This is a genomic window from Altererythrobacter rubellus (assembly GCF_030284385.1).
In the GTDB taxonomy this organism is placed as follows: domain Bacteria; phylum Pseudomonadota; class Alphaproteobacteria; order Sphingomonadales; family Sphingomonadaceae; genus Erythrobacter; species Erythrobacter rubellus.
On sequence record NZ_CP127221.1, the window covers coordinates 1421508 to 1447095 of the forward strand.

Here is a 25588-nt window from a genome sequence, read left to right on the forward strand (position 1 = left end):
CGCAAGTCTGTGCTGCGACCCGGCCGACACTTGCCATCGCGCGTGGATCACGCGGCGCTGCAAAATCGTCGGAGGGCTGTCTATTCACTGCATCAACCTGTTGTGGGGCCTTGCAAAAATAGCTTCGCAAGGCAGCGGGAGTTGGGTTTGCGGAGGGAGCGGATGTCGCGTCTCTGCAAATGTAAACCGCTTGACAGCCTGCTAGCACCGTGGGTTTCAACCCGCAACCATATTGCGTTTACTTAGCGCAGCAACGTAACACGCTTTGTTAATGACGATACGCCAACATATCATATTGATAGGTTTGCTTCCGATCCTGCTGGTCGGGGGGTTGATGATGGCTGGCGTAAAAGTGCCCGTGCCCGAATGGGGGCGCGACTATGTGCTCCAGCTTTTGATGCCTGATGCTGCGGCCGAACTTGAGTTGCCAAATATTTACGGGCCCAGAGATCCTGCAGCCCCGCTTGTTGTGATCGATGCCGGGCATGGCGGGCGGGATCTTGGTGCCGTGGGCGCGGGTGTTCGCGAGAAGGATGTCACGCTCGCGCTGGCGATCGCATTGCGAGATGCGATTGTAGAGCAGGGGGGTATCCGGGTTGCTTTGACCCGCGAAGACGATCGTTTAATCACTTTGACTGAACGCCCCGATATCGCTCGGCGCATGGAAGCGGATCTGTTTCTGTCGATCCACGCCGATTCCGCTGGTGACAATGAAGCGGTGAGCGGCGCCAGCATTTATACGCTGTCAGATCGCGCATCGAGTGCCGCCGCAGCCCGCTTCGCCCGGCGCGAAAATGATGCAGACCGGGTCAACGGTGTGTCGATCGAAGGCCAAAGCGGTGACGTTGCGGATCTGTTGGTTGAATTGTCGCAGCGGCGCTCTCAGGCTGAATCTGCCGAGTTCGCTGGTCTGGTGACGCGCGAAGGAGCCGGAGAGCTCGCATTCCATTCACAAGCGCAAAGGTCCGCTGATCTTGTCGTGCTGCGAACGCCTGACATGCCATCGGCACTTTTTGAATCGGGCTTCGTTACCAATCAAGACGACGCAGCGAGGCTCGCGTCTGAGGAGGGGCAGGCGCAGTTTGCACAAGTGATGGCGCGTGCGATCCGGGTGTACTTCATCCGCCAAGGCCAGATTTAAGCCACCGGTTTTGCCCGTTTCTGCACAGTTCATCGCGAAGTATATAGCAAGACGCGGAAACCGCGTGCTAAAGCGCCGTCCGAGCTACAAGATCCGACCATGAACAAAGCACTCACCTTCGACCTCGATTACATCCGCGCGCGTTTGCAAGGAGATAGCTTGGCCTCGCTCGCGTGGTTCAGGGAAAACTGGCGTCAGCAGCGCCTGTTTCGCTGGGGTGCGGCGGCCTTGGGTGCGTTCGTCCTGCTGCTGATTGCATCATGGTTCTTGCTAGCACGCGGATTACCCGATGCAGAAGGGCTGGTTGACTATGAGACACCCCTGCCGACGGTTGTTCGCGGAATCGATGGTGAGATTGTCCATTCCTATGCCCGTGAACGGCGCGTACAGCTGCAATATGCGGATTTCCCTGAGCAATTGATCGAGGCTTATCTCGCTGCAGAGGACAAGACATTTTTCACTCACGGCGGGGTGGACCTGACCGGCACGGCAGGCGCGGTTGTCGACTATGTCAGCAAGTTGAGCTCGGGCGAGCGCGCGGTTGGAGGCTCTACCATCACTCAACAGGTCGCAAAGAACCTGCTGCTTGGCGACGAGTATTCCGTTACTCGCAAGCTCAAAGAGATGATCCTGGCGACACGAATCGAGAGCGTGCTCACCAAACAGGAAATTCTCGAACTCTATCTCAATGAAATCCCGCTGGGCCGCCGCAGTTTCGGAGTACAGGCCGCGGCACAGGCTTATTTCGATAAAGATGTTGCCGACCTGGAGCTGCACGAGATGGCATTCTTGGCGATCCTGCCAAAGGCGCCAGAGCGATATGGCCGTGCGCGCAATGCCGAGCTGGCGATGGATCGCCGCAATTTTGTCCTCAGCCAGATGGAGAATAACGGATTCATCTCTGCTCAAGAAATGCGTGCGGCGCAAGACCAGCCGCTGGGTCTGGTCACACAGCGAAGCCTACCCTCGGTCGATGCGGGTTATTTCCTGGAGGAAGTGCGACGCCAGTTGCTTACGGATTTTGGCGAGACAGCGGACGACGGCCCGAATAGCGTATACGCCGGTGGTCTTTGGGTGCGCACATCGCTCGACCCTGCGTTGCAGACAGCCGCGCGTGACGCATTGCGCAATGGCCTGAACAGCTACCATGGCAGTCGTGGCTGGGCCGGCCCAATCGCGACTATCGATGTCAGCCAAGGCAATTGGGCAAGTCAGTTGCAAAGTTCCTTCCTGGGAATCCGCTATGAGGATTGGCGCATTGGCGTTGTCACCAAAAGCAGCGGCAGTTCTGCGACAATCGGGTTCGCTAGTGGTGATGAAGCACCGCTCGTCAGCCCGCCACCTGCTCTGAAAGCGGGTGACGTGGTCGCGGTCCGGCCAACCGGTAGCGGCTTTCGGATTGGCGTGGTGCCAGAGGTATCGGGCGGATTTCTAGCGCAATCTGTCCAGACGGGACGCATGCTTGCCATGCAAGGCGGGTTTGATTTCCGCCTGAGTGATTTCAACCGCGCGACGCAGGCGGAACGACAACCGGGATCAACTATCAAGCCGTTCGTGTACGCAACTGGACTTGATAACGGTATGACCCCCGCCAGCGAAGTTCCGGACCAAACCTTTTGTTACTACCAAGGCTCAAATTTGGGCGAGAAATGCTTCCGAAACTTCGGTGGTGAAGGTGGCGGTGTGCACACCATGCGCTGGGGACTGGAGCAATCACGCAATCTGATGACCATCCATATCGCGATGGAAGCGGGCATGGAGCAGGTAAATAATACTTTCGAACGGTTGGGGATCGGATCTTATGAACCCTATCCTGCCTTTGCTCTGGGGGCAGGCGACACGACTGTTCAGAAAATGGTCAACGCCTATGCTGCGCTGGCCAATCACGGTCGGCTGAACAAACCGACCGTCATCGACTATGTCCAGAACCGCCGAGGCGAGGTCATCTGGCGTGCGGACAACCGCCGTTGCGATCGCTGCAATATGTCCGAATGGGACGGGCAGCCCATGCCGCGTTTCGGCTTGAAGGGCGAAGAGGCAATGGACGCACGTACAGCGTTCCAGACTGTTCATATGCTTGAAGGCGTTGTCACACGCGGCACCGCCACCCGATTGCGCGATCTCAATCTGCCATTGTTTGGCAAGACCGGCACGACATCCGGCCCGACCAACGCATGGTTTGTTGGTGGCACGCCAGAGATAGTGGCCGGCGTCTATGTGGGTCATGACCAGCCGCGCAATCTGGGTGGATGGGTTCAGGGCGGCAATACCGCCGCGCCGATCTTCAAGGAATTTGTCCAAAAGACACGTGAGCGATGGAGTGATCAACCTGCTGTTGCACCGGCAGGCATTCGCATGGTCCGTATCGATCGCAAGAGCGGCAAACGTGTTTTCGATGGCGATCCTTCGGATGACCCGCAAGCAACGGTAATCTGGGAAGCATTCAAGCCTCACACGGAACCACCGCGCGAAACGCGCCAAGATCAGATCGCAGAGCTGCGCGAGGAATTGCTTGCGCTTATTCGCCGAGGCACGGACGCAAACCTCTCTTCAAGCGACGGCCAGCCCAGCGACTTCGTGGAAGAACAAGGCGGAATCTATTGATCTCCGGGATCAAAGGCGCGCTTTGAACGCTTGAGTGAAGAATAGGGAAACTGGAAACCATTATGCGCAAACTTGTTCTCACCGCTGCCTTGGCACTTGGCCTGGCTGTTCCGGCGTCTGCTGATCTGCCCACGGGCGCTCAAGCGCCTCTGTTCACGACACAGGCGGCTTTGGCGGGACAGAAGTATGGCTTCAACCTGCGCAGCGCTCTCGCGAAGGGGCCAGTGGTCCTTTATTTTTACCCCAAAGCTTTCACCAAGGGATGCACACTGGAGGCAAATGCCTTTGCTGAGGCCATCCCCGAGTTCAAGGCGCTGGGTGCCACGGTGGTCGGCCTATCCAATGACGATATCGAAACACTGAAGCGTTTCTCGACTGAGGAATGCCGCGACGCCTTTGCGGTCGGTGTCGCCAGCCGGCGGATCGTCGAAGCATACGATGTTGCACTGGTTCGAAATGGTCAGGACACAGGTGTCACTTCGCGCACAAGCTATGTCATCGCGCAAAGCGGCGAGATCGTAATGGTGCACTCGGACATGGACTACAGCGATCACGTGCGCAAAACCCTTGAAGAGGTGCGGATGCTCGCTAGCTGAGTGCAAGATAGCCGTGTTCAGCGCGGCTCAATCGCTTTACAATCACATATGTTGCGCTAATCGCGTGCGCCTAATTGTGCGAAGGATTTGTTATGCGTGCCGAAGGGCAGGCCAATATTGACCGGATCAAAGCGGCGCTGGCTCTTGTGCGTCAATCGCTCGACTGGGACGTTGCGTTGCGTCGGCTCGATGAGCTGAACGCGCGCGTGCAGGACCCCACGCTGTGGGACAATCCCAAGGAAGCGCAGGCGCTCAGCCGCGAGCAAAAGACGCTTGAGACCGCGGTCAATACAGTCAACGAGATTTCCGCCGAGATGGCGGACGCGATCGAATTCATCGAGATGGGCGAAGCCGAGGGCGAAGAGGATATCGTAAATGATGGTCTCAAGAGCCTGGAGAAGCTGGCGGATCGGGCCGATGCGGACAAGGTTCAGGCGCTGTTGTCGGGTGAAGCGGACGGCAATGATACTTATCTCGAGATCCACGCCGGCGCTGGCGGAACAGAGAGCCAGGATTGGGCGGAGATGCTTTTCCGCATGTATGGCCGTTGGGCTGAACGGCGCGGTTTCAAGGTAGAAACAGTCGAATATCAGTCTGGCGATCAGGCCGGCATCAAATCGGCAACGCTGCTGTTGAAGGGCGAAGGCGCCTATGGCTACGCCAAGACTGAAAGCGGTGTGCATCGCCTTGTCCGGATCAGTCCCTATGACAGCGCAGCCAAACGCCATACAAGCTTCTGCTCTGTCTGGGTCTACCCGGTGATCGATGATGATATCGATATCGAGATCGATCCGTCTGATTTGAAGATCGACACCTATCGTGCGTCGGGCGCAGGCGGCCAGCACGTCAACACCACAGACAGCGCCGTTCGAATTACGCACCAACCGACCGGGATTGTGGTGGCTAGCCAGAATGATCGCAGCCAGCACAAGAACCGTGCGACCGCAATGAACATGCTGAAGGCGCGTCTTTTCGAGCGTGAAATGGCAGAGCGCGAAGCAGCGGCAAGCGGCGAATATCAGGAAAAGAGCGATATTGGTTGGGGTCACCAGATCCGATCTTACGTTTTGCAACCGTATCAAATGGTGAAGGACCTGCGCACGGGCGTGACTTCAAGTTCGCCTGACAAAGTGCTTGATGGAGAGCTGGATCAGTTCATCTCCGCCGCTTTGGCGCAGCAGGTGACCGGCGAAACTGTTGAAGTGGAAGACGTCGAATAGTGTTGAACAGAGCCGTCCTCTTGCTGGTTTGCGCGCTGACTCTTGCTGGGTGCGACCAAATGAGCGGAGCCGGTGATCGTCCGGACAGCGCGCGTAGATTTCCCGAGGCAGACAGGCCAGTATCCGGGCTTGGCTCAACAGAATTCTCGAGCGAAGATGCGCGCGACGAGCGCGGTGAAGCGCAAAAGGTGATGGACCTGGCAGAGGTCAGCGTGGGAATGACTGTTGCCGATATCGGCGCAGGTGAAGGGTATTACACCGTCCGCCTCGCCGAGAAGGTTGGCGAGGATGGCCGCGTCCTTGCACAAGATATCGACCGCGATGCTTTGGACCGGCTCGGGGAGCGCGTCGAGCGGGAGCGTATCGACAATGTATCGATCAAGCTGGGGCGCGAGGATGATCCGCAACTGCCACCGGACAGTTTTGACCGCGTGTTTTTGGTCCATATGTATCACGAGGTGAGCGAACCTTACGCCTTTCTTTGGCGGCTCTGGCCTGCTTTGGCAGAAGGCGGGCAGGTGATTGTGGTCGACACCGATCGCCCCACCGATCAGCACGGCATTCCGCCTTTGCTTCTGTCTTGCGAGTTTGAAGCGGTCGGTTATCAGCTCGTTGAGTTTCTGGAGAAGCCTGACATTCGTGGCTACTTTGCGCGATTTGAACGGGCTGACACCCGGCCAGCTGAGGGCAAAATCACCGGCTGCGCGCTCAAGTAAGCTTCGCGCGGCGAGATCAATCACCAATCACGCATCAGCGCGCCCTTTTCCTCTGCAAAGCAGGGTGCTAGGCGCTGCAATCACTCTTGGGGCAATAGGTGAGGAGTACCGCCGCGGATGACCGATTTTCCAACCAGTTTTGACAAAGAAGATCTGTTGAAATGCTCACGCGGTGAGTTGTTTGGTCCAGGCAATGCACAATTGCCGGCCCCACCAATGCTGATGATGGACCGGATCACCCAAATCTCCGGCGAAGGCGGCCTTGATGGCAAAGGTCATGTGGTGGCAGAATTTGATATCACACCAGAGCTTTGGTTCTTCGATTGTCACTTTCCCGGAAACCCGATCATGCCAGGCTGTTTGGGGCTGGATGGACTTTGGCAGCTGACAGGCTTCAACCTTGGATGGCGCGGTTGGAAAGGGCGCGGCTATGCGCTTGGTGTGGGTGAAGTGAAGCTGACCGGCATGGTGCGGCCTGACCGAAAGATGCTCACCTATTACGTCGACTTTACCAAGGCTGTTCAAACCCGCCGTTTGACCATGGGGGTCGCTGATGGACGCGTCGAAGCCGATGGTGAGACCATCTATCAAGTAAAAGATATGAAAGTTGCTCTCTCTGAAGCCTGATCGGGCCAGAGGCAGAAAGGATCACATGCGTCGCGTCGTCATAACAGGGCTGGGGATCGTATCCTCGATTGGCAATAATGCTGCCGAGGTGCTGTCCGCATTGAAGGCGGGCAAATCCGGCATTTCATTTAATGAGGACATGGCCGAGCACGGCTTCCGTTCGCAGGTTGCCGGGGCGATTGACCTTGATCTGACCGAGCATGTGGACAAGCGCACGCTTCGCTTCATGGGCCCGGGAGCGGCCTATGCACATATCGCCATGGGTCAGGCAATTGCCGACGCTGGTCTTGAGGAAAAGGACGTGATCAATCCGATGACCGGCGTGATTGCCGGTTCGGGCGGTCCGTCAACTTCGGCGATGTTCGCGGCGCATCAGTCGGTGCTGAGCACCGGAGCGACGAAGCGTATCGGCCCGTTTGCCGTACCGAAAACCATGTCTTCTACGGTCAGCGCCAATCTGGCGACGGCCTATCAGATCAAGGGCATGAATTTCTCGATTACATCCGCGTGCTCCACGTCGTTGCACTGCATCGGCATGGCTGCGCAGCAGATCGCGCTGGGCCAGCAGGATGTGATGTTTGGCGGCGGCGGAGAGGAACTGGACTGGACGTTGTCGTGCCTGTTCGATGCGATGGGCGCCATGTCGAGCAAATATAACGACACTCCAGAGCGTGCTTCGCGTGCCTTTGATGCCGATCGCGATGGTTTTGTGATCGGCGGCGGCGGCGCCATCCTGGTGTTGGAAAGCCTTGAACATGCGCAGGCGCGCGGCGCGAAAATCTACGCTGAAGTGACCGGTTTCGGCGCTACGTCGGACGGTGCAGACATGGTCGCACCTTCGGGCGAGGGCGGCGAACGCGCGATGCGGGGTGCGCTCAGAACGCTTAGTGAAGATCGCAAGGTAAGCTACATCAACGCACATGGAACTTCGACGCCGGTTGGCGATGTGGGCGAAATTGAAGCGGTGCGGCGGGTCTTCGGAGAAGGCTCAACTCCGCCGGTCAGCTCTACCAAATCGATGACGGGCCACAGTCAGGGCGCGACGGGTGCACAAGAAGCGGCCTATTGCCTGCTCGCACTGGAGAACGACTTCATCATCCCGTCGATCAATGTAGAAACACTCGATCCCGCGCTTAAGCCGGAGGAAATTGCTACTGAACTGGTTGAGAACGCTGGGCTCGATACGGTGATGACCAATTCATTCGGATTTGGCGGCACGAATGGTTCGATGCTGCTATCGAAGTTCCACGGTTAGAATTCTAGCGAGGGTTTTGGAACCCGAAGGCGGAGGTATTGGACATGGGTGTGCTTGACGGAAATCGTGGCCTCGTGATGGGCGTCGCCAACGATCGGTCGATCGCATGGGGCATTGCCAAGGCTTGCGCCGAAGCCGGGGCAGACCTGGCCTTTACTTATCAGGGCGAAGCGTTTGGCAAGCGGTTGGCGCCACTTGCAGAAAGCCTGGGTTCCGACATCATGCTCGACGTTGACGTTACCGACGACGCGTCTCTTGATGCAGCATTCGAGGCGCTGCAAAAGCGCTGGGACCGTCTGGATTTCGTGATCCATGCGATCGCCTATTCTGACAAATCTGAATTGACCGGACGCATCCTCGATACCACCCGCGCGAATTTCAAGAACTCGCTCGACATATCTGCTTACAGCTTCATCGAAGTGGCGCGCCGCGCGCACCCCATGATGGCCGAGCATGGCGGCACCCTGTTGACGCTGAGTTACATGGGATCCAACCGTGTCACACCGAATTACAACGTTATGGGTGTTGCCAAGGCAGCGCTGGAAGCGGCAGCGCGTTATTTGGCCAACGATCTTGGCCCAGAGGGCATTCGGGTCAATGTGATCAGCCCTGGGCCCATGAAAACATTGGCTGGGTCGGCTATTGGCGGCGCAAGGCGGACATTCAAGCACACCGATGCCAATGCACCGCTACGAAGCAATGCGACGCTGGAAGCGGTAGGCGGAACAGCTGTTTATCTGTGTTCAGACGCGGGAGCCTGCACAACGGGCGAAAACATCCGGGTCGACGGCGGTTTCCATGTTCTGGGAATGCCGCAAGCCGAAAATCTTTAGGCAATTGGCCCCCGCTTTTCGGGGTTGGCCATTCGATATTGATTTGATGGAAACTCGGGAGCTGGCCGAGATTGATCTCGTTTGAAGAGATCGCTTTGGCCGCTTACCGCCAGAGCTGCATTTCGCGGATGAGGCTCGGCAAGTTCTCGTTTGTATCCGGGCGTGACATGGTGGGTTCAACCAGCTTTTATTTGCGGCGCAGGCGGCCTCGCTGCCAAAGGTCCGTAATCCACACGTCACCTTCCAGCTTTTCTGTGCCGATGCGTGCTTCGACCGACATGCGCGCTGCAAAGACCGCCATCTTCTTATGACGGCGGACGTACAGGTCCTTGAAACGATATGCAGACAGCTGAAAACGCGTGGTTGCCGCTTCCAGCCAGCTGGGCCGGTCCAGAATCGCGGAAGTCTGTGCGCCCAGCAGGAACACAAAATCGCCAGTGGCGAGCGATTTCATGCCATTGCGATCGCGGTTCATCCAGCTGCGCATGAATTGGTGATCGAGCGCTTCAATCTGTGCGGTAAATTCGTCCATGAGCCGTGTCCTCATTGACTAACACGCCAACGCAAGCACGAAACGCACAAGCGACATTTATAAGCCGATTAGCACCTGATCCGGGGGGCGGTGTCCGTCCATCCAGAAGCGGATATTAGCAATGACCTTCTCACCGGAAGCTTCGCGACCTTCAGCGGTTGCGCTGCCAATATGCGGCAATGTCATAACGTTGGGGATCTTGAGCAAGCGCCGATCAACATTGGGCTCATCGGGGTACACATCGAGTCCTGCCCCAGCCAGATGCCCGCTTTCCAGTGCTGATATCAGTGCCTCCTGATCGATCAGTTCACCGCGCGCAGTGTTGATGATCGAGGAGCCCGGTTTCATCATCGCGATGCGCCTGGCATCGATCATACCGCGCGTGTCCTCTGTCATCGGGCAATGCAGGGTCAGGATATCCGCTTCGGCGACCAGTGTATCTATATCCGGCACATAACGTGCGGCCAGCATGCGCTCGACAGCTTCGGGCATGGGTTTGCGATTGTAATAGGCGATTTCCATGCCAAAGGCGCGCGCACGGTGCGCAACTGCCTGTCCAATCCGGCCCATGCCGATTATCCCAAGCACTTTGCCGCCCAGCTTGCGGCCAAGCATGCCGGATGGCGCCCATCCGGTCCATTTGCCGCTGCGCACCAGGCCAACGCCTTCGCGGATTCGCCTTGGGACACCGATGATCCCGGCCATAGCTATATCGGCGGTATCATCCGTGAAAACGCCGGGGGTATTGGTTACAATGATCTTGGCCGCCCGAGCGGCCTCAAGGTCAATATGATCCGTGCCCGAACCGAAACTAGCGATCAGCTTCAATTGATCGCCAGCCTGCGCGATCATATCGGCATCAATCCGGTCTGTGACTGCTGGCACCAGAACATCCGCTCTTTGCATTGCCGAAATCAGTTGTTCGCGGGTCAAGGGTGTGTCGCTACTGTTGAACTCGGCTTCAAACAATTCACCCATCCGTGTCTCAACCGAGGGCATCAAATGGCGCGTTACGATCACACGCGGAGTGTGATCGATTGGTTTGATCGGTTTACTGGGATCGCTAGACATGTATGCGGCGCTAATCGTAGCAGTGGCAAAGGGTCAAGTGGTGATCCGTTTCATCTTGAAGCGAAGAGCAATGAGGCTGTATGGAATCGGCATGCGCTGGCTTCTGTCCATTCTTGTGTTCACAATTGGGCTGGGTGCATTCAGTCCGACTGTCGCGCAGGATAACGAAGTGCCGTATTGGGCCTCAATCGCATCATCCGAAGTGCGGATGCGGGTAGGGCCAAGCCGCGATTTTCCGATCCAGTGGGTCTACAAGCGACGCGGTCTGCCGATTAAGGTTGTCCGTGTGCAGGAAAGTTGGCGCCTGGTTGAAGACCCAGACGGTACGCGGGGCTGGATGGCCTCAAGCTTGTTGAGCCGAGAGCGAACAGCGCTGGTGATTGGCGAAGGCCTTGTCGCGATGCACGACGCGGCTTCCGACCAAGCCAATCTCAAATGGAATGTCGAACCGGGTGTGGTCGGCAAACTTGGTGCCTGCGAATCAGGCTGGTGCGAGTTTGATGTTGAAGGACGCGCTGGCTGGGCTCCGGAAAGCCGGCTCTGGGGAACCGGAGCGCCCTAAACCGCGCTATTCAGCCGCAATTGTCTCGCTGCTGCTATCGGTCTCTTCCGCAATTGAGGTTACGACATAGCTTTGCGAGCCATCATCGCGTGTGGTGCGGAAGCTGCCATCTTCGCCGGCCGGTTCATTGGTCCAGCAGCGTTCCTGCTCTTCATCGCCTTCCCCTTCTGGGTCAAAGCAAAGTTCATCCTCGGCAGTGCGCCAAGTACCACCACCAACAACTTCCTCATTCTCGCCGTAATCAAAATAGGTCCCATCTTCGTTAAGACGAGTGGTGCCGTAGACTGTCGTGTCGTCACCAACGGAGTAAAGCCCGGGCTGCACCGATGCAGCTTCAGCTTGTTGTTACGCGTCTGGTTCAGGGGCAGGCGCCGCCGCTTGTTCGCAGGCGGTGAGTGCGGTCATGGCGACGATAGAAATTGCAATTTTCATAATGAAATCCCCCCGATCACATGTTGTGATCGAGGGGATACCATAGTTCCTGTCGTGGGCAAAAGAGCCGGGGTTATGCGAGCTCAATGGCGATAGCTGTTGCTTCACCGCCGCCAATGCAGAGCGAGGCAACACCACGTTTTTTGCCCTGCTTCTTAAGCGCATTAAGCAGCGTTACGATAATACGTGTGCCCGATGCACCGATCGGGTGGCCAAGCGCAGTTGCGCCGCCGTTCACATTGATCTTCTCATGCGGGATGCCGATGTCGCGCATCGCGAACATGGCGACGCATGCGAAGGCTTCGTTGACTTCCCACAGGTCAACATCGTCGGTTGTCCAGCCAGCGCGCTCAAGCACTTTGGTGATCGCGCCAACCGGAGCGACGGTGAAGTCCTTCGGCTCTTGCGCGTGAGCAGCGAGCGCCACGATCTTTGCCACTGGCTCCTGCCCGTTTTCCTTGGCCACGCTTTCACGAGTGAGAACAACTGCAGCAGCGCCGTCTGAGATCGAGCTGGAGGTAGCCGCCGTGATCGTGCCGTCCTTGGCAAACGCGGGGCGCAGCGTCGGGATTTTCTCCGGCATACCGCGGCCAGGCTGTTCGTCCGTGTCGACGGTTACTTCGCCTTTGCGGGTGGCGAAAGTGACCGGGACAACTTCATCAGCGAATGCGCCTGATGCAATCGCTTCGTTCGCGCGGCGGAGCGATTCAATTGAATAGCCGTCCATGTCTTCGCGGGTCAGCTGGTACTCGTCTGCAGTATCCTGAGCGAAGGTGCCCATTGCGCGGCCCGCGTCATAGGCATCTTCCAAGCCATCCAGGAACATGTGGTCATACGCGGTGTCATGACCGATGCGTGCGCCCGAGCGGTGCTTTTGCAGCAAATACGGAGCGTTGGTCATGCTCTCCATGCCGCCAGCGATGACATAATCGATTGTACCACTGGCCAGCGCTTCTGCACCCATGATCACGGTCTGCATCCCGCTGCCGCATACTTTATTGACCGTGGTAGCCTGCACCGACCTTGGCAGACCTGCTTTCAGGGTTGCTTGACGGGCAGGGGCCTGACCCAGACCAGCCGGCAGAACGCAGCCTATATAGGACCGGTCAAATTTGTCAGGAGCAACACCAGAGCGCTCGACAGCCGCTTTGACTGCAGTTGCGCCGAGGTCGGTTGCAGACACATCGGCTAATGCGCCTTGCATGCCGCCCATCGGTGTGCGGGCGTAGCTTAGGATGACGACGGGGTCGGTGGCGGAAAACTGGGACATGTCATGTTCCTCGTTGGAGAGAGGAGAAGAATCACTTTGCGATCTAATGTTGCAATGCGGCAAACGCAAACCGTACGCTATCGGAAATACGTATTAGCTTGCGTTGGCGGGCGGCCTAAGCGAATAAAGATAGCAATTGAAAACGCATCGGCCCGGTTGGGCTGAGAGAATAGCCGGGAGAGAATAATGGCTGACGATCTTCGCCAAGAGCAGGAACGTATCCTCAAGCTGCAGCGATCTGCATTCACTCAGTCGCGTCCAGAGCCGATGAGCATGCGCAAGGACCGCATCAAGCGGGCTATGGCGCTGATCAAGGAGAATGGCGAAGATCTGGCCAAAACCATGAGCGCAGATTTCGGTAGCCGAAGCATCCAACAGTCGATGATCACAGACATTGCAGCGACAGTTGGCGCAGGCAAGCATGCGCTGAAGAATATGGACAAATGGGCGCGCGTCGAGAAACGTCCGGTGCAATTCCCATTGGGTCTCCTCGGCGCGAAAGCCGAAGTGCGTTATGAGCCAAAGGGTGTAATTGGCATCCTGAGCCCGTGGAATTTCCCGGTCAATCTGGCCTTCGCTCCGCTGATGCAGGTATTTGCCGCGGGCAACCGCGCTATGATCAAGCCGAGCGAATTTACCGAGCGTACCTCACTGCTGATGAAAGAATTGGTGAAGGAGTATTTCACCGAGGATGAGCTGGCAGTGATCACCGGTGGTCCGGAAGTGGCCGCCGCGTTCTCGTCGCTCCCATTTGATCACCTTGTTTTCACAGGCTCGACGCCAACCGGCCGCCGCGTGATGGAGGCAGCTTCTGCCAATCTGGTGCCGGTAACGCTTGAGCTAGGCGGCAAATCGCCCGTGTTCATGGGGCGCAGCGCAGATTTTGCCAAAGCTGGTGAACGTATTGCGCTGGGCAAGATGATGAATGCTGGCCAGATCTGCCTCTCACCTGATTACATGTATGTCCCTCATGACAAGGAAGAAGAGGCTATCGCAGGCGTCACCCAGGGTGTGCACAACATGTATCCGACGCTGCTTGAGAATGATGACTACGCTTCGATCGTAAGCGACCGTCATTTCGAACGTTTGCAAGGACTGGTTGAGGATGCGCGCGACAAGGGTGCAGATGTGATCGAAGTCAATCCGGGTGGGGAAGATTTCTCCAACGCGAATCAGCGCAAAATGCCGCTCAACATTCTACGCAATGTCACAGATGAAATGGCAGTGATGCAGGAAGAGATTTTCGGTCCGCTGCTGCCAGTCAAGACCTACAGCCAGATCGACGAGGCGGTTGATTATGTGAACGAGCATGATCGCCCGCTGGGTCTATATTACTTCGGCCAGGACAAGGCGGAGCAGGAACGCGTGCTCACTAAAACGATCTCCGGCGGTGTGACGACCAATGACGTGATCTTCCACGTTTCCATGGAGGACCTTCCGTTCGGCGGGGTAGGACCATCGGGCATGGGCAGTTACCATGCGATCGAGGGCTTCCGTGAATTCAGCCACGCCCGTGCAGTCTATCACCAACCCAAGATCGATATTGCCAAGCTAGGCGGGTTCAAGCCGCCTTATGGTAAGGCAACAGACAAGGCCATTGCCCAAATGATGAAGTGATGCTGCGCACGTTTGTTGCAGCAATCACGCTCGGTCTAGCGGCACCTGCTTTGGCAGGGGAGGGACACGAATGGCGCCCGGTTGACGAGGCCACCGGCCAGATCCGGGATATGGAGGGCTTGGAGCAGCTCGCACGCGATTTTCCCGATAGCGGGACGGTGCGGCTGCGCATGCTTCAGCCGTTGCTCGCGGCGGGTGAGGTCGAGAAAGTCATGCGGGTACTCGAGTGGCTCTATGAGCGCGGCTATGTGTTCAGCGATGTCGCGCAGGAGCAAATCCCGAGGCTGCTTGAAGGCGTTGATCCGGGACGCATTGCGGAGCGCTTGCGCGGCGAAGCCGAAGTAATTGAAGCGAGCGAGGTTGTGGCGACCGCTCCGGCCGAGGCGGGTTTGGTAGAAGATGTTACGCCCCTTGCAAATGGCGAGGGTGTAGTGGTGACTTCGGTAAGCGAGAAATCTCTTTATGGCCCTGGACCGGTCGGAAATTGGATTGCTCTGACATTACCGAAGGCAAATGACCTGTCAGGTCTTGCAACAGACGCAGATCACAGGGTTGGATGGGTTGCGTTGGAAAACATCGATGGTTCGAAAGACGTGCGAGCCCTATTCACCGGCCTGATGGGACTTACGGGTAATCTCGACAGTACGATCTACATTGAGGCTCCAGACGGCGCCACGGTATCGGAACATATGGCGGCCGATGGCAAGCTGTTCGCCGGTGACCCGCAAGGTGGTGGTGTTTACACGGCGACCGCAGATGACGAGGAACTCCAGACACTAGTCTCCTCCGGGACATTTCGTTCCCCGCAAGGTCTCGCGACCAGCGAAGACAACACAAAGCTCTTCGTCAGCGATTATCGCTATGGCATTGCGATTATCGATCTGGAAACGCGCGACGTTTCGCGGCTCGCGAGCGATATCCCGGTTATCCTTGATGGGGTCGATGGGTTGTGGCGCTACGGAAGCAAATTGATCGCGGTGCAAAACGGTACATCGCCGATGCGCATCTCCGCCTTCGAACTATCCGAGGACGGCACGCGCGTAATCAGCCATCGTGTGCTTGAACAGGCGCATTCGGAGTGGACCGAGCTATTGTCCGGCAGCATCGACAGCGATGCCTTGATCTACGTCGGCAATGGTCAGTGGGACCGCTATATCGAAGGCGAGTTGAAAGAAGGCATGGAGGCACTGCCTACTCAAATCCGTCGCCTGCCGCTCGCATCCCCGGCGCAGTAATCCCCACAGTTTTACCGATACGCAACGCAAGTGCTATGAATTACACGATTCCCGCCCTTGCACCTTCGCTGCGTGGGGCTTAGAGGCGAGCGCGACTTTGCAGCGACGGGATTCATTGTGGTCGATCTTTCACAGTATCTGCCGATACTGATCTTCATCTTCATCGCGCTCGGATTGTCCGTGGCGTTTGTGTTCCTGCCCATGGGCGTTTCGCGTCTGACCGGGGCACACAATCCCGATGCGGAGAAGCTGAGCGAATATGAATGCGGATTTCCTGCGTTTGATGACGCGCGCAGCCAGTTTGACGTTCGCTTTTATCTCGTCGCAATCAGCTTCATCATCTTCGATTTGGAAGCGGCCTTCCTGTTCCCATGGGCGGTAAGCCTGGGTGAAACCGGTTGGACCGGTTGGATCGGCATGATGGTATTTCTTGGCATTCTGGCGATAGGCCTCGCCTATGAGTGGAAGAAGGGAGCTCTGGACTGGGAATGAGCACTTCTAGCAACAGCACGATTATCACGCCGCCAACCGCGCCGATCAGCGCGGCTGAAGCGGCTGCCATGATGCCAACGGCCAAGGGCGGCGAGGTACGCACGCCTGACAAGGATTACTTCGAGGCGCTGCAAACCGAGGTAAATGACAAGGGCTTCCTGGTAGCCTCGACCGAGGACGTGTTCCAATGGGCACGCACTGGTTCGCTGTGGTGGATGACATTCGGCCTGGCGTGTTGCGCGGTGGAGATGATCCACGCGAATATGCCGCGCTATGACATGGAGCGTTTCGGCGCTGCGCCGCGCGCATCCCCGCGCCAGTCAGACCTGATGATAGTCGCGGGCACGCTGTGCAACAAGATGGCGCCTGCACTGCGTAAAGTTTACGATCAGATGTCTGATCCGAAATATGTGATCAGCATGGGTAGCTGCGCCAATGGCGGGGGCTATTACCACTATTCCTACAGCGTCGTTCGCGGGTGTGACCGGATTGTGCCGGTCGATATCTATGTGCCGGGCTGCCCGCCAACCGCAGAGGCGCTGCTCTATGGCGTGATGCAGTTGCAGCGGAAAATCCGCCGCGCAGGGACGATTGAGCGATGATCGTGGTACATTCCGCTCCCAAATTCGCCAGCAATGAAGGCGTACGCGATGCTCTGGTCGTGGCGCTGGGCGATATGGTGCTTGCTTCAAAGGAAGAGCATGGCGAGATCGTGATCACGGTAAAACGTGATGCGATTGAAATCGCGCTCCGGCTGCTGCGCGACGACCACGAATATCAGCAGATGATGGAAATCGCGGGCGTCGATTACCCTGAGCGTGCTGAACGTTTCGAAGTGGTCTACATGCTGCAATCGCTGACGAAAAACCACCGCGTGATGGTGAAGCTGTCGACTGACGATGCAACGCCAGTGCCAACGATCACCACGCTATGGCCCAATGCTGGCTGGCTGGAACGCGAAGTGTTCGACCTTTATGGCGTGACCTTTGCGGGCAATCCAGACCTGCGCCGCATCCTGACCGATTACGGTTTCGAAGGGCATCCGTTCCGCAAAGACTTCCCGCTGACGGGCTACACCGAGCTGCGCTATTCCGAAGAGGAAAAGCGCGTGGTTTACGAACCGGTCGAGCTTGCGCAAGACCTGCGCCAGTTTGATTTCCTCTCGCCATGGGAAGGATCGGATTACGTCCTGCCCGGCGACGAAAAGGCAGAGGAGAGCAAATCATGAGCGTCCAACTCGAACAGTCGCCCACCACCGGTGATGAAGTCATCACCAATTACACGATCAATTTCGGGCCTCAGCACCCTGCGGCACACGGCGTGCTGCGCATGGTTATGGAGCTGGACGGCGAAGTGATCGAGCGGATCGACCCGCATGTCGGCCTGCTCCACCGCGGCACCGAGAAGCTGATCGAGCACAAGACCTATCTGCAGGCCCTGCCGTATTTTGACCGGCTCGATTACTGCTCTCCACTGGCACAGGAATACAGCTACGTTCTGGCAATCGAGAAGCTGATCAATCTGGAGGTGCCGGAGCGGGCGCAATATCTGCGCGTGCTGTTTGCCGAGCTTACCCGCATCTGCAACCACATGCTCAATATGGGCGCGCACATACTGGATGTGGGTGCGTTCACGCCGAACCTGTGGATCATGGATCTGCGCGAAGATTGCCTGAACTTCTTCGAGCGCGCGTCTGGCGCACGGATGCACATGGCATGGTTCCGCCCGGGTGGCGTGCATCAGGATGTGCCGGAAAAGCTGCTGGTTGATATTGGCGAATGGCTCGACGGGCGTTTCTTCCCGTTATTTGAAGACGCAATGAGCCTGGTGATGGACAACCGCATTTTCAAACAGCGCAATGTCGATATCGCCGTGGTCAGCCGCGAAGACGCTATTGCCTGGGGCTTTAGCGGCCCGATGATCCGCGCGGCGGGTGTGCCGTGGGATCTACGCAAGTCGCAGCCGTATGATGTCTATGACCGGATGGAATTCGACATTCCCGTCGGCACCAATTCGGATTGCTATGACCGCTTCATGGTGCGCGTGAAGGAGATTTACGAAAGCGCCAAGATCATCAAGCAATGTCTCGCAGATATGCCCGAGGGGCCGATTGCGAGCGATGACGGCAAGGTTTCACCGCCGAAGCGCGGCGAGATGAAGCAATCGATGGAAGCGCTTATCCACCACTTCAAGCTCTATACAGAGGGCTTCCATGTGCCCGAAGGCGAAGTTTATGTCGCGACCGAAAGCCCGAAGGGCGAGTTCGGCGTTTATCTCGTCAGCGATGGCACTAATCGGCCATACCGCTGCAAGATCCGCCCGACGGCATTCTCGCACCTGCAGGCAATGGACTTCATGAGCAAGGGCCACATGCTGCCTGACGCGACCGCCATTCTCGGCGCAATCGATGTCGTATTCGGGGAGTGTGACCGCTAATGGCTGACCGTACTCCCGCACCCGACAACCCCGAACTGCGTGAGCGCTGGGGCAATTTCTCTTTCACCGACGCAAACCGCAAGAAAGCTGATTGGCACATCGCGAAGTATCCGGAAGGTCGCCAGAAATCGGCGGTGATGCCGCTGCTCGATCTGGCTCAGCGTCAGGTTGGCGAAGAAACCGATACGCAGGGCTGGCTGCCGCTGCCGGTGATCGAATATGTCGCCGACTATCTCGACATGCCGGTGATCCGCGTGCTCGAAGTCGCGACCTTTTACTTCATGTACAATATGAAGCCGGTCGGCAAATATCACGTGCAGGTTTGCGGCACGACGCCGTGCATGCTGCGTGGCTCGGATGGCCTGTTCGAGACCTGCAAGAAACGCGGCATGAAGAAGGGCCAAGTGTCCAAAGATGGCCTTTGGACGCTAACCGAGGTTGAATGCATGGGCAATTGCGCGACCGCGCCAATGGTCCAGATCAATGATGACAATTACGAAGATTTGACGCCAGAGCGTCTCGATGCGGTGCTCGATGCGCTGGCCAAGGGTGAGCAGCCCAAAACTGGCACGCAAGAACCCGGCCGCCACACGTCAGAGCCTGCGAACGCCCTAAGTAATCTGAAAGAGATGGTCACCGAGAACCACGATTACAGGGGGGATTGGTGATCAGTAAGTACATTACACCCGTGTTGGCAGTGATTGTCGGCATGTTGGCCAGTTTTGGCCTGCAGGAAGCGGGTATTGAATCGCTTTGGGCCAAGGTTACTGGCGTTGTTGTCGCTATCGTCGCGTTCTTTGTGATCGGGTACATAAGGGCATCTCGGGCATGAACGGGGCTGTTCTGGCATTGATGATCGCTGGTCTCGTCGGCTTTGGTGCGGGCGCGTATCTCGCCGCGACTGGCAGCCGCGAAGTAGGTATCATCCTGATGGGCGGCGGACTGTTGTTTCAAGTGCTGACGCTGCGCCAGCTGCGCGCGGCCAAGAAGGGTGCCCATGATGATCGGTAAGTCTAAGCGCATGGAGAAGGCAGGCGGACCGGCTATGGTTATCCTTGGCGCTGTATTCATGGGGACATCTCAGGTCGCTTTGGGCGCGGCGTTTCTCGCGATTGGGGCCGCACTGATCACTAAACAGAAGAAGACTGACGATGCTGGCTGATAAGGATCGCATCTTTACCAATGTCTACGGGTTCCAGCCGTGGAACCTGCCTGCTGCGCAAAAGCGCGGCGATTGGGACAATACGAAGAAACTGCTCGAGCGCGGGCAAGAAGCAATCATCGAGGAAATCAAGGACTCCGGCCTGCGCGGTCGGGGCGGGGCGGGTTTCCCTACCGGCCTCAAATGGTCCTTCATGCCGAAGGAAAGCAAGGACGGTCGTCCGAGCTTCCTCGTCATCAATGCTGACGAATCCGAGCCGGGTTCGTGCAAAGACCGCGAGATCATCCGCCACGATCCGCACAAGCTGATCGAAGGCGCGCTGGTTGCCGGTTTCGCTATGCGCGCGCGTGCGGCGTACATTTACATTCGCGGCGAGTATATCCGCGAAGCCGAAACGCTGCAGGCGGCGGTTGACGAAGCCTATGACGCGGGCCTTATCGGCAAAAACGCCAGCGGCTCTGGCTATGACTTCGATGTATTCATGCATCGCGGTGCGGGCGCCTATATCTGCGGTGAAGAAACCGCGATGATCGAAAGCCTTGAGGGCAAGAAGGGTCAACCGCGCCTGAAGCCGCCATTCCCGGCAGGCGCAGGCCTCTATGGCTGCCCGACCACGGTCAACAATGTCGAAAGCATTGCGGTAGTGCCCACGATCCTGCGTCGCGGCGCAAGCTGGTTCAACAGCTTCGGGCGCGAGAACAACAAAGGCACCAAGCTGTTCCAGATCAGCGGGCATGTCGAAAGGCCCTGCGTGGTCGAAGAAGCGATGAGCATTCCGTTCAAGGAGCTGATTGAGAAGCATTGCGGCGGCATCACTGGCGGTTGGGACAATTTGCTGGCGGTGATTCCGGGTGGTTCCTCGGTCCCATTGGTTCCTGCGAAGGAAATTATGGACGCACCGATGGACTTTGACGGTTTGCGTGAACTTGGCTCCGGCTTGGGTACGGCCGCCGTTATCGTCATGGACAAATCGACCGATATCGTCGGTGCAATCAGCCGCTTGAGCTATTTCTACAAGCACGAAAGCTGCGGCCAGTGCACCCCGTGTCGCGAGGGCACAGGCTGGATGTGGCGGATGATGGAGCGCCTGCGCACCGGCGATGCAGCGATCGAGGAAATCGATATGCTGCAGCAGGTCACCAAACAGGTTGAAGGCCACACCATCTGCGCGCTGGGCGATGCAGCGGCATGGCCGATCCAGGGTCTGATCCGCCATTTCCGCCCAGAGCTGGAGCGCCGGATCCACGAGCATAATGCGAAGTTCCAGGAGGCCGCTGAGTAATGCCTAAGGTCACCGTAGACGGACAGGAAATCGAGGTTCCCGCGGGCACGACTGTGCTGCAGGCGTGCGAGATGGCGGGCAAGGAAATACCGCGCTTCTGTTACCACGAACGTTTAAGTATCGCCGGTAACTGCCGGATGTGCTTGGTGGAAGTGAAGCCCGGGCCGCCCAAGCCGCAGGCCTCTTGCGCGCTGCCGACCGCCGAAGGTCAGGAAATCCGCACGGATACGCCGATGGTCAAGACCGCGCGCGAAGGCGTGATGGAGTTCCTGCTTATCAATCACCCGCTCGATTGCCCGATTTGCGATCAGGGCGGCGAATGCGATTTGCAAGATCAGGCGGTGGCCTATGGCAGGGGTGGTTCGCGCTACGAAGAAAACAAGCGCGCCGTCACCGAGAAGTATATGGGGCCATTGATCAAGACGATCATGACCCGCTGCATTCACTGCACCCGCTGTGTGCGTTTCAGCGAGGAAATCGCGGGCGTGGACGAGATCGGCGCCCTCTATCGCGGCGAGGATATGCAGATCACCACCTATCTGGAGCAGGCGGCGGCGCATGAAATGAGCGCCAATGTGATCGACCTGTGCCCGGTGGGTGCGCTCACATCGCGTCCCTATGCGTTTGAAGCGCGCCCGTGGGAGCTGAAGAAGACGCTCAGCATCGACGTTTCTGACGCCGTTGGCGCGAATATCCGGCTCGACAGCCGTGGCCGCGAAGTGATGCGCGCACTTCCGCGTATCAATGACGACGTCAATGAAGAATGGATTTCGGACAAGGCACGCTATCAGGTCGATGGCCTGACCAAGCGGCGCTTGGACAAGGTCTTCATGCGCAAACGTGGCGGTTTGAAGCCTGCGACGTGGGAAGAGGCCTTCAAAGCGATCGCCAAGCAGCTCAAAGGCGCGAAGTCGTCCATCGCGGCTGTCGCAGGCGACATGGTCGATTGTGAGACGATGTTTGCGGCGAAATCGCTGCTGAAAGCTTGCGGTTCGACCCTGGTCGAAGGTCGCCAGACTGGCATGGACTATGACGTGTCGAACCTTGCGGCAGTGAATTTCAATTCAACGCTGGCCGGTATCGAAACGGCCGACGCAATCCTGATCGTGGGCAGCCACGTGCGCTGGGAAGCGCCATCGGTGAATGTTCGCTTGCGCAAGGCGGTGAAGAACGGCGCGAAGGTCTATGTGATCGGCCCAGAGTGGGAGACGACGTTCCACGCCACCTTCCTGGGCGCGGACCTCTCTGTGCTGTCGAACCTGCCGAGCGATCTGGTCGAGCATTTCCACGAGGCAGAACGTCCCGCAATCATCATGGGCGGCGCGGCGCTGGCGAGGGGTGCGCTCCATGCGGGCCTCGCGGCTGCTGAGCAGTTGAAGGTCGTTCGCGAGGGCTGGAACGGTTTCAACGTGCTGCACTTCTCTGCTGCACGCATGGGCGGGCTGATGCTCGGCTTTGCGCAAAAGGGCGGCATGAAGGACATTGCAGCGGCTTCGCCCAAGGTGATCCTGTCGCTCGGCGCGGACGAGATGAATTTCGAGCCTTATGCGGACAGCCTGAAGGTCTATATCGGGCACCACGGTGACAAGGGCGCGCATGCGGCCGACATCATCCTGCCCGCGGCGAGCTACGCAGAGAAAGATGGCACCTACGTTAACACAGAGGGCCGGGTGCAGTTCGCAGAGAAAGCCGTGTTCGCGCCGGGTGATGCGCGCGAAGACTGGACAATTCTGCGCGCATTGGCCGATGCGCTAGGCGTTAATGTCGGCTTTGACAGCGTTGGCGAATTGCAAAGCGTAATGATCGCCGAAGTGCCTGCGCTGGGCGAAGAAGGCTTGGCCGATTACGGCACGCTACCTGCTGCGCCATCCGGCGCGAAGGTCGAAGGCGTGATCGAGGCCTATCCGATCAAGGATTTCTACCTGACCAACCCGATCGCCCGCGCGAGCGCGGTGATGCAGCGATGCTCGGCAGAACTGCTTCACGGTGATGAACTGAAGGAAGCGGCAGAGTGACCGAATTCTTCCAATCCCTCGGCATGAGCTACGAATGGGCGTGGTTCGTTGCCACGGTCAGCGGTATTCTGCTGATCGCATTCCCGGTGATGCTCGCGGTGGCGATGATCATCTATATGGACCGTAAGGTGCTGGGCGCAGTCATGATGCGGCGCGGGCCCAATGTGGTCGGCCCGTTCGGCCTGCTGCAGAGTTTTGCAGATGGCCTGAAGGTATTCCTGCAGGAAACCATCATCCCCAGCGCCGCGAACAAGGGCATTTTCCTGCTCGCGCCGATCGTGACCTTTACCGTCGCGCTCGCCGCATGGGCGGTGATTCCGTTCGACGCACATATGGTGCTGGCAGACATCAATGTCGGCCTACTCTACATTCTCGCGATCAGTTCGCTGGGTGTTTACGGCGTGGTGATGGCGGGCTGGGCATCGAACTCGAAATATCCGTTCTTCTCCGCAATGCGCGCCGCTGCACAGATGATCAGCTACGAAGTTTCGATCGGCTTCATCCTGGTCTGCGTGGTTCTGTGGGCGGGCACATTCAACTTGAACGGTATTATCGAGGCACAGCGCGGACACGGCCTCGGCTTCGTCAACGGGTTCTTCTTTAACCCGCTGCTGTTCCCGATGTTCGTGGTGTTCTTCATCAGCTGTCTGGCGGAAACCGCACGCGCACCGTTTGACCTGACCGAGGCCGAGTCAGAGCTCGTCGCCGGTTTCCAGACCGAATACAGCTCTATGAGCTTCGCGCTGTTCTGGCTTGGCGAATATGCCAACATCCTGTTGATGTGCATGCTCTGCGCGATCCTGTTCATGGGTGGCTGGCTGCCGCCGGTTGAGTGGGCGCCGCTCTATGCGGTGCCAGGCATCATCTGGCTGCTGGGCAAGACCCTGCTCTTCTTCTTCCTGTTCAGCTGGATTTGGGCTACCGTTCCGCGCTTCCGCTATGACCAATTGATGCGTCTGGGCTGGAAAGTCTTCCTGCCGATGAGCCTGATCTTTGTTGCGGTCATTTCCGGCTACCTCATGGCTACGGGGCATTTTGCAAAATGAGCACCGTCACACATCTCATCAAAAGTTTTACCCTTTGGGAATTCCTGAAGGCGCATGCGCTGACGCTGAAGTATTTCTTCAAGCCTAAGTTCACGATCAACTATCCGTTCGAGAAGAACGCGCTTTCTCCGCGTTTCCGCGGGGAGCATGCGCTACGCCGTTATCCCAATGGCGAGGAACGCTGCATCGCGTGCAAGCTGTGCGAAGCGGTATGCCCGGCGCAAGCGATCACCATCGAGAGCGAGCCGCGTGACGATGGCAGCCGCCGCACCACGCGCTATGACATCGACATGACGAAATGCATCTACTGCGGCTTCTGTCAGGAAGCCTGCCCGGTGGATGCGATCGTTGAAGGTCCGAACTTCGAATACGCCACCGAAACACGTGAGGAGCTGCTCTACGACAAGGCGAAGCTGCTGGCCAACGGGGACAAGTGGGAACGTGCAATTGCCGCGAACCTTGAAGCCGATGCGCCGTATCGCTAACCGCCGCCGCGAAGAGAAACAGGGGTCATGATACAAACCTTAGCCTTTTACCTGTTCGCAGGTTTGATGATCGGCAGCGCGCTGCTGGTGATCACCGCACGCAATCCGGTGCACTCCGTGCTCTGGCTCATCCTCGCATTCTTCAATGGTGCGGGCTTGATGGTTCTGGTGGGTGCTGAATTCATCGCGATGCTGCTGGTGATTGTTTACGTTGGCGCAGTGGCGGTGCTTTTCCTGTTCGTGGTGATGATGCTCAACATCGATTTCGCCGCTATGAGGGCGGGTTTCGTCAACAACTTCCCGCTTGGCCTGCTCGTCGCGCTGATCCTTTTTGCAGAGCTGTTCATCGGGATCGTGGCTTACAATGCAGGCGGGCTGGAGCTGGGAACGCCCAATGGCACTGCTGCACAGCCGCTGGGCATGAGCAATATCGAGGCGATCGGCGCGCTGCTCTATGGCCGTTATATTTTCCTGTTCGAAGTGGCGGGCATCATCCTGCTCGTGGCAATGATCGGCGCTATTGTGCTGACCCATCGTAAGCGTCCGGACAACGCCCGCGCGCGGCAAGATATCGGCAAGCAAATCCGCCGTCGTCCCGAAGATGCGACAGTCATGAAGAACCCTGAAACGGGCAAGGGGGTCGAGCTGTGATCGGCATCGAGCATTATATCACCGTCAGCGCGATCCTGTTTGTGCTGGGCGTGATGGGCATTTTTATCAATCGCAAGAATGTGATCGTCATCCTGATGTCGGTCGAGCTGATCCTGCTTGCAGTGAATATCAACTTGGTTGGTTTCAGCGCTTTCATGAATGATCTGGTGGGTCAGATCTTCGCGATGTTCGTGCTGACCGTCGCTGCTGCAGAAGCGGCTATCGGACTGGCGATTTTGGTCATCTATTTCCGTAACCGCGGCACTATCGCGGTCGACGATGCGACGCAGATGAAGGGATAAGACCAA

The 25588-nt window shown here is 57.7% G+C and carries 28 protein-coding genes and 1 pseudogene; 25 read left to right on the forward strand and 4 right to left on the reverse strand.

Features of this window, described 5'->3' with window-relative positions:
* The first annotated feature begins 271 nt into the window (after positions 1-271).
* From QQX03_RS07180 to QQX03_RS07215, 8 genes are all read left to right on the forward strand, one after another.
* Positions 272-1141, forward strand: a complete 870-nt coding sequence (locus tag QQX03_RS07180) for an N-acetylmuramoyl-L-alanine amidase family protein (RefSeq protein WP_285975078.1) — start codon at positions 272-274, stop codon at positions 1139-1141.
* A 99-nt stretch (positions 1142-1240) separates the two neighbouring features.
* On the forward strand, positions 1241-3745 hold the full coding sequence (locus QQX03_RS07185) for a penicillin-binding protein 1A (protein ID WP_285975079.1): 2505 nt from the start codon (positions 1241-1243) through the stop codon (positions 3743-3745).
* A 62-nt stretch (positions 3746-3807) separates the two neighbouring features.
* Entirely contained in the window at positions 3808-4341 is a 534-nt protein-coding gene (locus QQX03_RS07190) for a peroxiredoxin (RefSeq protein WP_285975080.1), read from the forward strand.
* Positions 4342-4433: 92 nt separating this feature from the next.
* Positions 4434-5561, forward strand: a complete 1128-nt coding sequence (gene prfB / locus QQX03_RS07195) for a peptide chain release factor 2 (RefSeq protein ID WP_285975081.1) — start codon at positions 4434-4436, stop codon at positions 5559-5561.
* Between the two features lie 59 nt (positions 5562-5620).
* Entirely contained in the window at positions 5621-6277 is a 657-nt protein-coding gene (locus tag QQX03_RS07200; protein ID WP_285975082.1) for a class I SAM-dependent methyltransferase, read from the forward strand.
* Positions 6278-6394: 117 nt separating this feature from the next.
* Positions 6395-6904, forward strand: a complete 510-nt coding sequence (gene fabA / locus QQX03_RS07205; RefSeq protein ID WP_285975083.1) for a bifunctional 3-hydroxydecanoyl-ACP dehydratase/trans-2-decenoyl-ACP isomerase — start codon at positions 6395-6397, stop codon at positions 6902-6904.
* Between the two features lie 25 nt (positions 6905-6929).
* Positions 6930-8159 carry a beta-ketoacyl-ACP synthase II gene (locus tag QQX03_RS07210; protein ID WP_285975084.1) on the forward strand — a complete coding sequence of 410 codons (1230 nt, stop codon included), beginning with the start codon at positions 6930-6932 and terminating at the stop codon, positions 8157-8159.
* A 44-nt stretch (positions 8160-8203) separates the two neighbouring features.
* Positions 8204-8992, forward strand: coding sequence for an enoyl-ACP reductase FabI (locus QQX03_RS07215; RefSeq protein ID WP_285975085.1), 789 nt, complete (start codon positions 8204-8206; stop codon positions 8990-8992).
* A gap of 187 nt (positions 8993-9179) precedes the next feature.
* Here the strand turns inward: QQX03_RS07215 and QQX03_RS07220 are convergent, their stop codons facing one another.
* Both QQX03_RS07220 and QQX03_RS07225 read right to left on the reverse strand, forming a co-directional pair.
* Complete coding sequence (locus QQX03_RS07220; protein WP_285975086.1) at positions 9180-9524, reverse strand: nuclear transport factor 2 family protein; 345 nt, start codon at positions 9522-9524, stop codon at positions 9180-9182.
* A gap of 57 nt (positions 9525-9581) precedes the next feature.
* Positions 9582-10595, reverse strand: coding sequence for a 2-hydroxyacid dehydrogenase (locus QQX03_RS07225; protein WP_285975087.1), 1014 nt, complete (start codon positions 10593-10595; stop codon positions 9582-9584).
* Positions 10596-10665: 70 nt separating this feature from the next.
* Between QQX03_RS07225 and QQX03_RS07230 the strand changes: the two genes are divergently transcribed.
* A complete protein-coding gene (locus tag QQX03_RS07230; RefSeq protein ID WP_285975088.1) occupies positions 10666-11157 on the forward strand; it encodes an SH3 domain-containing protein in 492 nt (163 codons plus the stop codon).
* 6 nt (positions 11158-11163) lie between these two features.
* Here QQX03_RS07230 and QQX03_RS07235 read toward each other — a convergent pair whose 3' ends face one another.
* Entirely contained in the window at positions 11164-11481 is a 318-nt protein-coding gene (locus tag QQX03_RS07235; RefSeq protein WP_285975089.1) for a hypothetical protein, read from the reverse strand.
* A 181-nt stretch (positions 11482-11662) separates the two neighbouring features.
* A complete protein-coding gene (locus QQX03_RS07240) occupies positions 11663-12859 on the reverse strand; it encodes a thiolase family protein (RefSeq protein ID WP_285975090.1) in 1197 nt (398 codons plus the stop codon).
* Between the two features lie 186 nt (positions 12860-13045).
* Between QQX03_RS07240 and QQX03_RS07245 the strand changes: the two genes are divergently transcribed.
* The 16 genes and pseudogenes from QQX03_RS07245 to nuoK all read left to right on the forward strand — a co-directional run bounded on the left by QQX03_RS07245 (position 13046) and on the right by nuoK (position 25582).
* Positions 13046-14476, forward strand: coding sequence for a coniferyl aldehyde dehydrogenase (locus tag QQX03_RS07245; protein WP_285975091.1), 1431 nt, complete (start codon positions 13046-13048; stop codon positions 14474-14476).
* Positions 14476-15711: a YncE family protein gene (locus QQX03_RS07250; protein WP_285975092.1), complete on the forward strand. Its 1236-nt coding sequence runs from the start codon at positions 14476-14478 to the stop codon at positions 15709-15711. The genes QQX03_RS07245 and QQX03_RS07250 overlap by 1 nt, the downstream gene beginning before the upstream one ends.
* 117 nt (positions 15712-15828) lie before the next feature.
* Entirely contained in the window at positions 15829-16203 is a 375-nt protein-coding gene (locus QQX03_RS07255) for an NADH-quinone oxidoreductase subunit A (RefSeq protein WP_285976981.1), read from the forward strand.
* A gap of 68 nt (positions 16204-16271) precedes the next feature.
* Positions 16272-16805, forward strand: a complete 534-nt coding sequence (locus QQX03_RS07260; RefSeq protein WP_285976982.1) for a NuoB/complex I 20 kDa subunit family protein — start codon at positions 16272-16274, stop codon at positions 16803-16805.
* Positions 16802-17416, forward strand: a pseudogene (locus tag QQX03_RS07265) (NADH-quinone oxidoreductase subunit C); the annotation flags it as partial. The gene QQX03_RS07260 and the pseudogene QQX03_RS07265, both read left to right, overlap by 4 nt.
* Before the next feature lie 11 nt (positions 17417-17427).
* Entirely contained in the window at positions 17428-18639 is a 1212-nt protein-coding gene (locus tag QQX03_RS07270) for an NADH-quinone oxidoreductase subunit D (protein ID WP_285975093.1), read from the forward strand.
* Positions 18639-19307, forward strand: a complete 669-nt coding sequence (nuoE, locus tag QQX03_RS07275; protein WP_285975094.1) for an NADH-quinone oxidoreductase subunit NuoE — start codon at positions 18639-18641, stop codon at positions 19305-19307. The genes QQX03_RS07270 and nuoE overlap by 1 nt, the downstream gene beginning before the upstream one ends.
* Positions 19304-19471, forward strand: coding sequence for a hypothetical protein (locus tag QQX03_RS07280; RefSeq protein ID WP_285975095.1), 168 nt, complete (start codon positions 19304-19306; stop codon positions 19469-19471). The genes nuoE and QQX03_RS07280 overlap by 4 nt, the downstream gene beginning before the upstream one ends.
* On the forward strand, positions 19468-19650 hold the full coding sequence (locus QQX03_RS07285) for a hypothetical protein (RefSeq protein ID WP_285975096.1): 183 nt from the start codon (positions 19468-19470) through the stop codon (positions 19648-19650). The genes QQX03_RS07280 and QQX03_RS07285 overlap by 4 nt, the downstream gene beginning before the upstream one ends.
* Entirely contained in the window at positions 19637-19801 is a 165-nt protein-coding gene (locus tag QQX03_RS07290; RefSeq protein WP_285975097.1) for a hypothetical protein, read from the forward strand. The genes QQX03_RS07285 and QQX03_RS07290 overlap by 14 nt, the downstream gene beginning before the upstream one ends.
* The gene (gene nuoF, locus QQX03_RS07295; RefSeq protein ID WP_285975098.1) at positions 19791-21083 is read left to right on the forward strand and encodes an NADH-quinone oxidoreductase subunit NuoF; all 1293 of its coding nucleotides are present in this window, start codon (positions 19791-19793) and stop codon (positions 21081-21083) included. The genes QQX03_RS07290 and nuoF overlap by 11 nt, the downstream gene beginning before the upstream one ends.
* Positions 21083-23098, forward strand: coding sequence for an NADH-quinone oxidoreductase subunit NuoG (gene nuoG, locus QQX03_RS07300; protein WP_285975099.1), 2016 nt, complete (start codon positions 21083-21085; stop codon positions 23096-23098). Before nuoF ends, nuoG begins: the two co-directional genes overlap by 1 nt.
* Positions 23095-24144: an NADH-quinone oxidoreductase subunit NuoH gene (nuoH, locus tag QQX03_RS07305; protein ID WP_285975100.1), complete on the forward strand. Its 1050-nt coding sequence runs from the start codon at positions 23095-23097 to the stop codon at positions 24142-24144. Before nuoG ends, nuoH begins: the two co-directional genes overlap by 4 nt.
* Complete coding sequence (gene nuoI / locus QQX03_RS07310; RefSeq protein ID WP_285975101.1) at positions 24141-24629, forward strand: NADH-quinone oxidoreductase subunit NuoI; 489 nt, start codon at positions 24141-24143, stop codon at positions 24627-24629. The genes nuoH and nuoI overlap by 4 nt, the downstream gene beginning before the upstream one ends.
* A gap of 27 nt (positions 24630-24656) precedes the next feature.
* Entirely contained in the window at positions 24657-25280 is a 624-nt protein-coding gene (locus tag QQX03_RS07315; RefSeq protein WP_285975102.1) for an NADH-quinone oxidoreductase subunit J, read from the forward strand.
* Positions 25277-25582, forward strand: coding sequence for an NADH-quinone oxidoreductase subunit NuoK (gene nuoK, locus QQX03_RS07320; RefSeq protein WP_285975103.1), 306 nt, complete (start codon positions 25277-25279; stop codon positions 25580-25582). Before QQX03_RS07315 ends, nuoK begins: the two co-directional genes overlap by 4 nt.
* Positions 25583-25588: the final 6 nt, after the last annotated feature.

What these genes read in the sequence shown, in the direction of transcription:
- QQX03_RS07270 (WP_285975093.1), top strand. Translation starts at nt 17,428, where the DNA reads ATGAGCGTCCAACTCGAACAGTCGCCCACCACCGGTGATGAAGTCATC.
- QQX03_RS07290 (WP_285975097.1), top strand. Translation starts at nt 19,637, where the DNA reads ATGATGATCGGTAAGTCTAAGCGCATGGAGAAGGCAGGCGGACCGGCT.
- QQX03_RS07190 (WP_285975080.1), top strand. Translation starts at nt 3,808, where the DNA reads ATGCGCAAACTTGTTCTCACCGCTGCCTTGGCACTTGGCCTGGCTGTT.
- nuoE (WP_285975094.1), top strand. Translation starts at nt 18,639, where the DNA reads ATGGCTGACCGTACTCCCGCACCCGACAACCCCGAACTGCGTGAGCGC.
- prfB (WP_285975081.1), top strand. Translation starts at nt 4,434, where the DNA reads ATGCGTGCCGAAGGGCAGGCCAATATTGACCGGATCAAAGCGGCGCTG.
- nuoI (WP_285975101.1), top strand. Translation starts at nt 24,141, where the DNA reads ATGAGCACCGTCACACATCTCATCAAAAGTTTTACCCTTTGGGAATTC.
- QQX03_RS07220 (WP_285975086.1), bottom strand. Translation starts at nt 9,524, where the DNA reads ATGGACGAATTTACCGCACAGATTGAAGCGCTCGATCACCAATTCATG.
- QQX03_RS07215 (WP_285975085.1), top strand. Translation starts at nt 8,204, where the DNA reads ATGGGTGTGCTTGACGGAAATCGTGGCCTCGTGATGGGCGTCGCCAAC.
- QQX03_RS07250 (WP_285975092.1), top strand. Translation starts at nt 14,476, where the DNA reads ATGCTGCGCACGTTTGTTGCAGCAATCACGCTCGGTCTAGCGGCACCT.
- fabA (WP_285975083.1), top strand. Translation starts at nt 6,395, where the DNA reads ATGACCGATTTTCCAACCAGTTTTGACAAAGAAGATCTGTTGAAATGC.
- QQX03_RS07245 (WP_285975091.1), top strand. Translation starts at nt 13,046, where the DNA reads ATGGCTGACGATCTTCGCCAAGAGCAGGAACGTATCCTCAAGCTGCAG.
- QQX03_RS07180 (WP_285975078.1), top strand. Translation starts at nt 272, where the DNA reads ATGACGATACGCCAACATATCATATTGATAGGTTTGCTTCCGATCCTG.
- QQX03_RS07240 (WP_285975090.1), bottom strand. Translation starts at nt 12,859, where the DNA reads ATGTCCCAGTTTTCCGCCACCGACCCCGTCGTCATCCTAAGCTACGCC.
- QQX03_RS07230 (WP_285975088.1), top strand. Translation starts at nt 10,666, where the DNA reads ATGAGGCTGTATGGAATCGGCATGCGCTGGCTTCTGTCCATTCTTGTG.
- nuoF (WP_285975098.1), top strand. Translation starts at nt 19,791, where the DNA reads ATGCTGGCTGATAAGGATCGCATCTTTACCAATGTCTACGGGTTCCAG.
- QQX03_RS07210 (WP_285975084.1), top strand. Translation starts at nt 6,930, where the DNA reads ATGCGTCGCGTCGTCATAACAGGGCTGGGGATCGTATCCTCGATTGGC.
- QQX03_RS07315 (WP_285975102.1), top strand. Translation starts at nt 24,657, where the DNA reads ATGATACAAACCTTAGCCTTTTACCTGTTCGCAGGTTTGATGATCGGC.
- nuoG (WP_285975099.1), top strand. Translation starts at nt 21,083, where the DNA reads ATGCCTAAGGTCACCGTAGACGGACAGGAAATCGAGGTTCCCGCGGGC.
- QQX03_RS07200 (WP_285975082.1), top strand. Translation starts at nt 5,621, where the DNA reads ATGAGCGGAGCCGGTGATCGTCCGGACAGCGCGCGTAGATTTCCCGAG.
- QQX03_RS07185 (WP_285975079.1), top strand. Translation starts at nt 1,241, where the DNA reads ATGAACAAAGCACTCACCTTCGACCTCGATTACATCCGCGCGCGTTTG.
- QQX03_RS07225 (WP_285975087.1), bottom strand. Translation starts at nt 10,595, where the DNA reads ATGTCTAGCGATCCCAGTAAACCGATCAAACCAATCGATCACACTCCG.
- QQX03_RS07260 (WP_285976982.1), top strand. Translation starts at nt 16,272, where the DNA reads ATGATGCCAACGGCCAAGGGCGGCGAGGTACGCACGCCTGACAAGGAT.
- QQX03_RS07285 (WP_285975096.1), top strand. Translation starts at nt 19,468, where the DNA reads ATGAACGGGGCTGTTCTGGCATTGATGATCGCTGGTCTCGTCGGCTTT.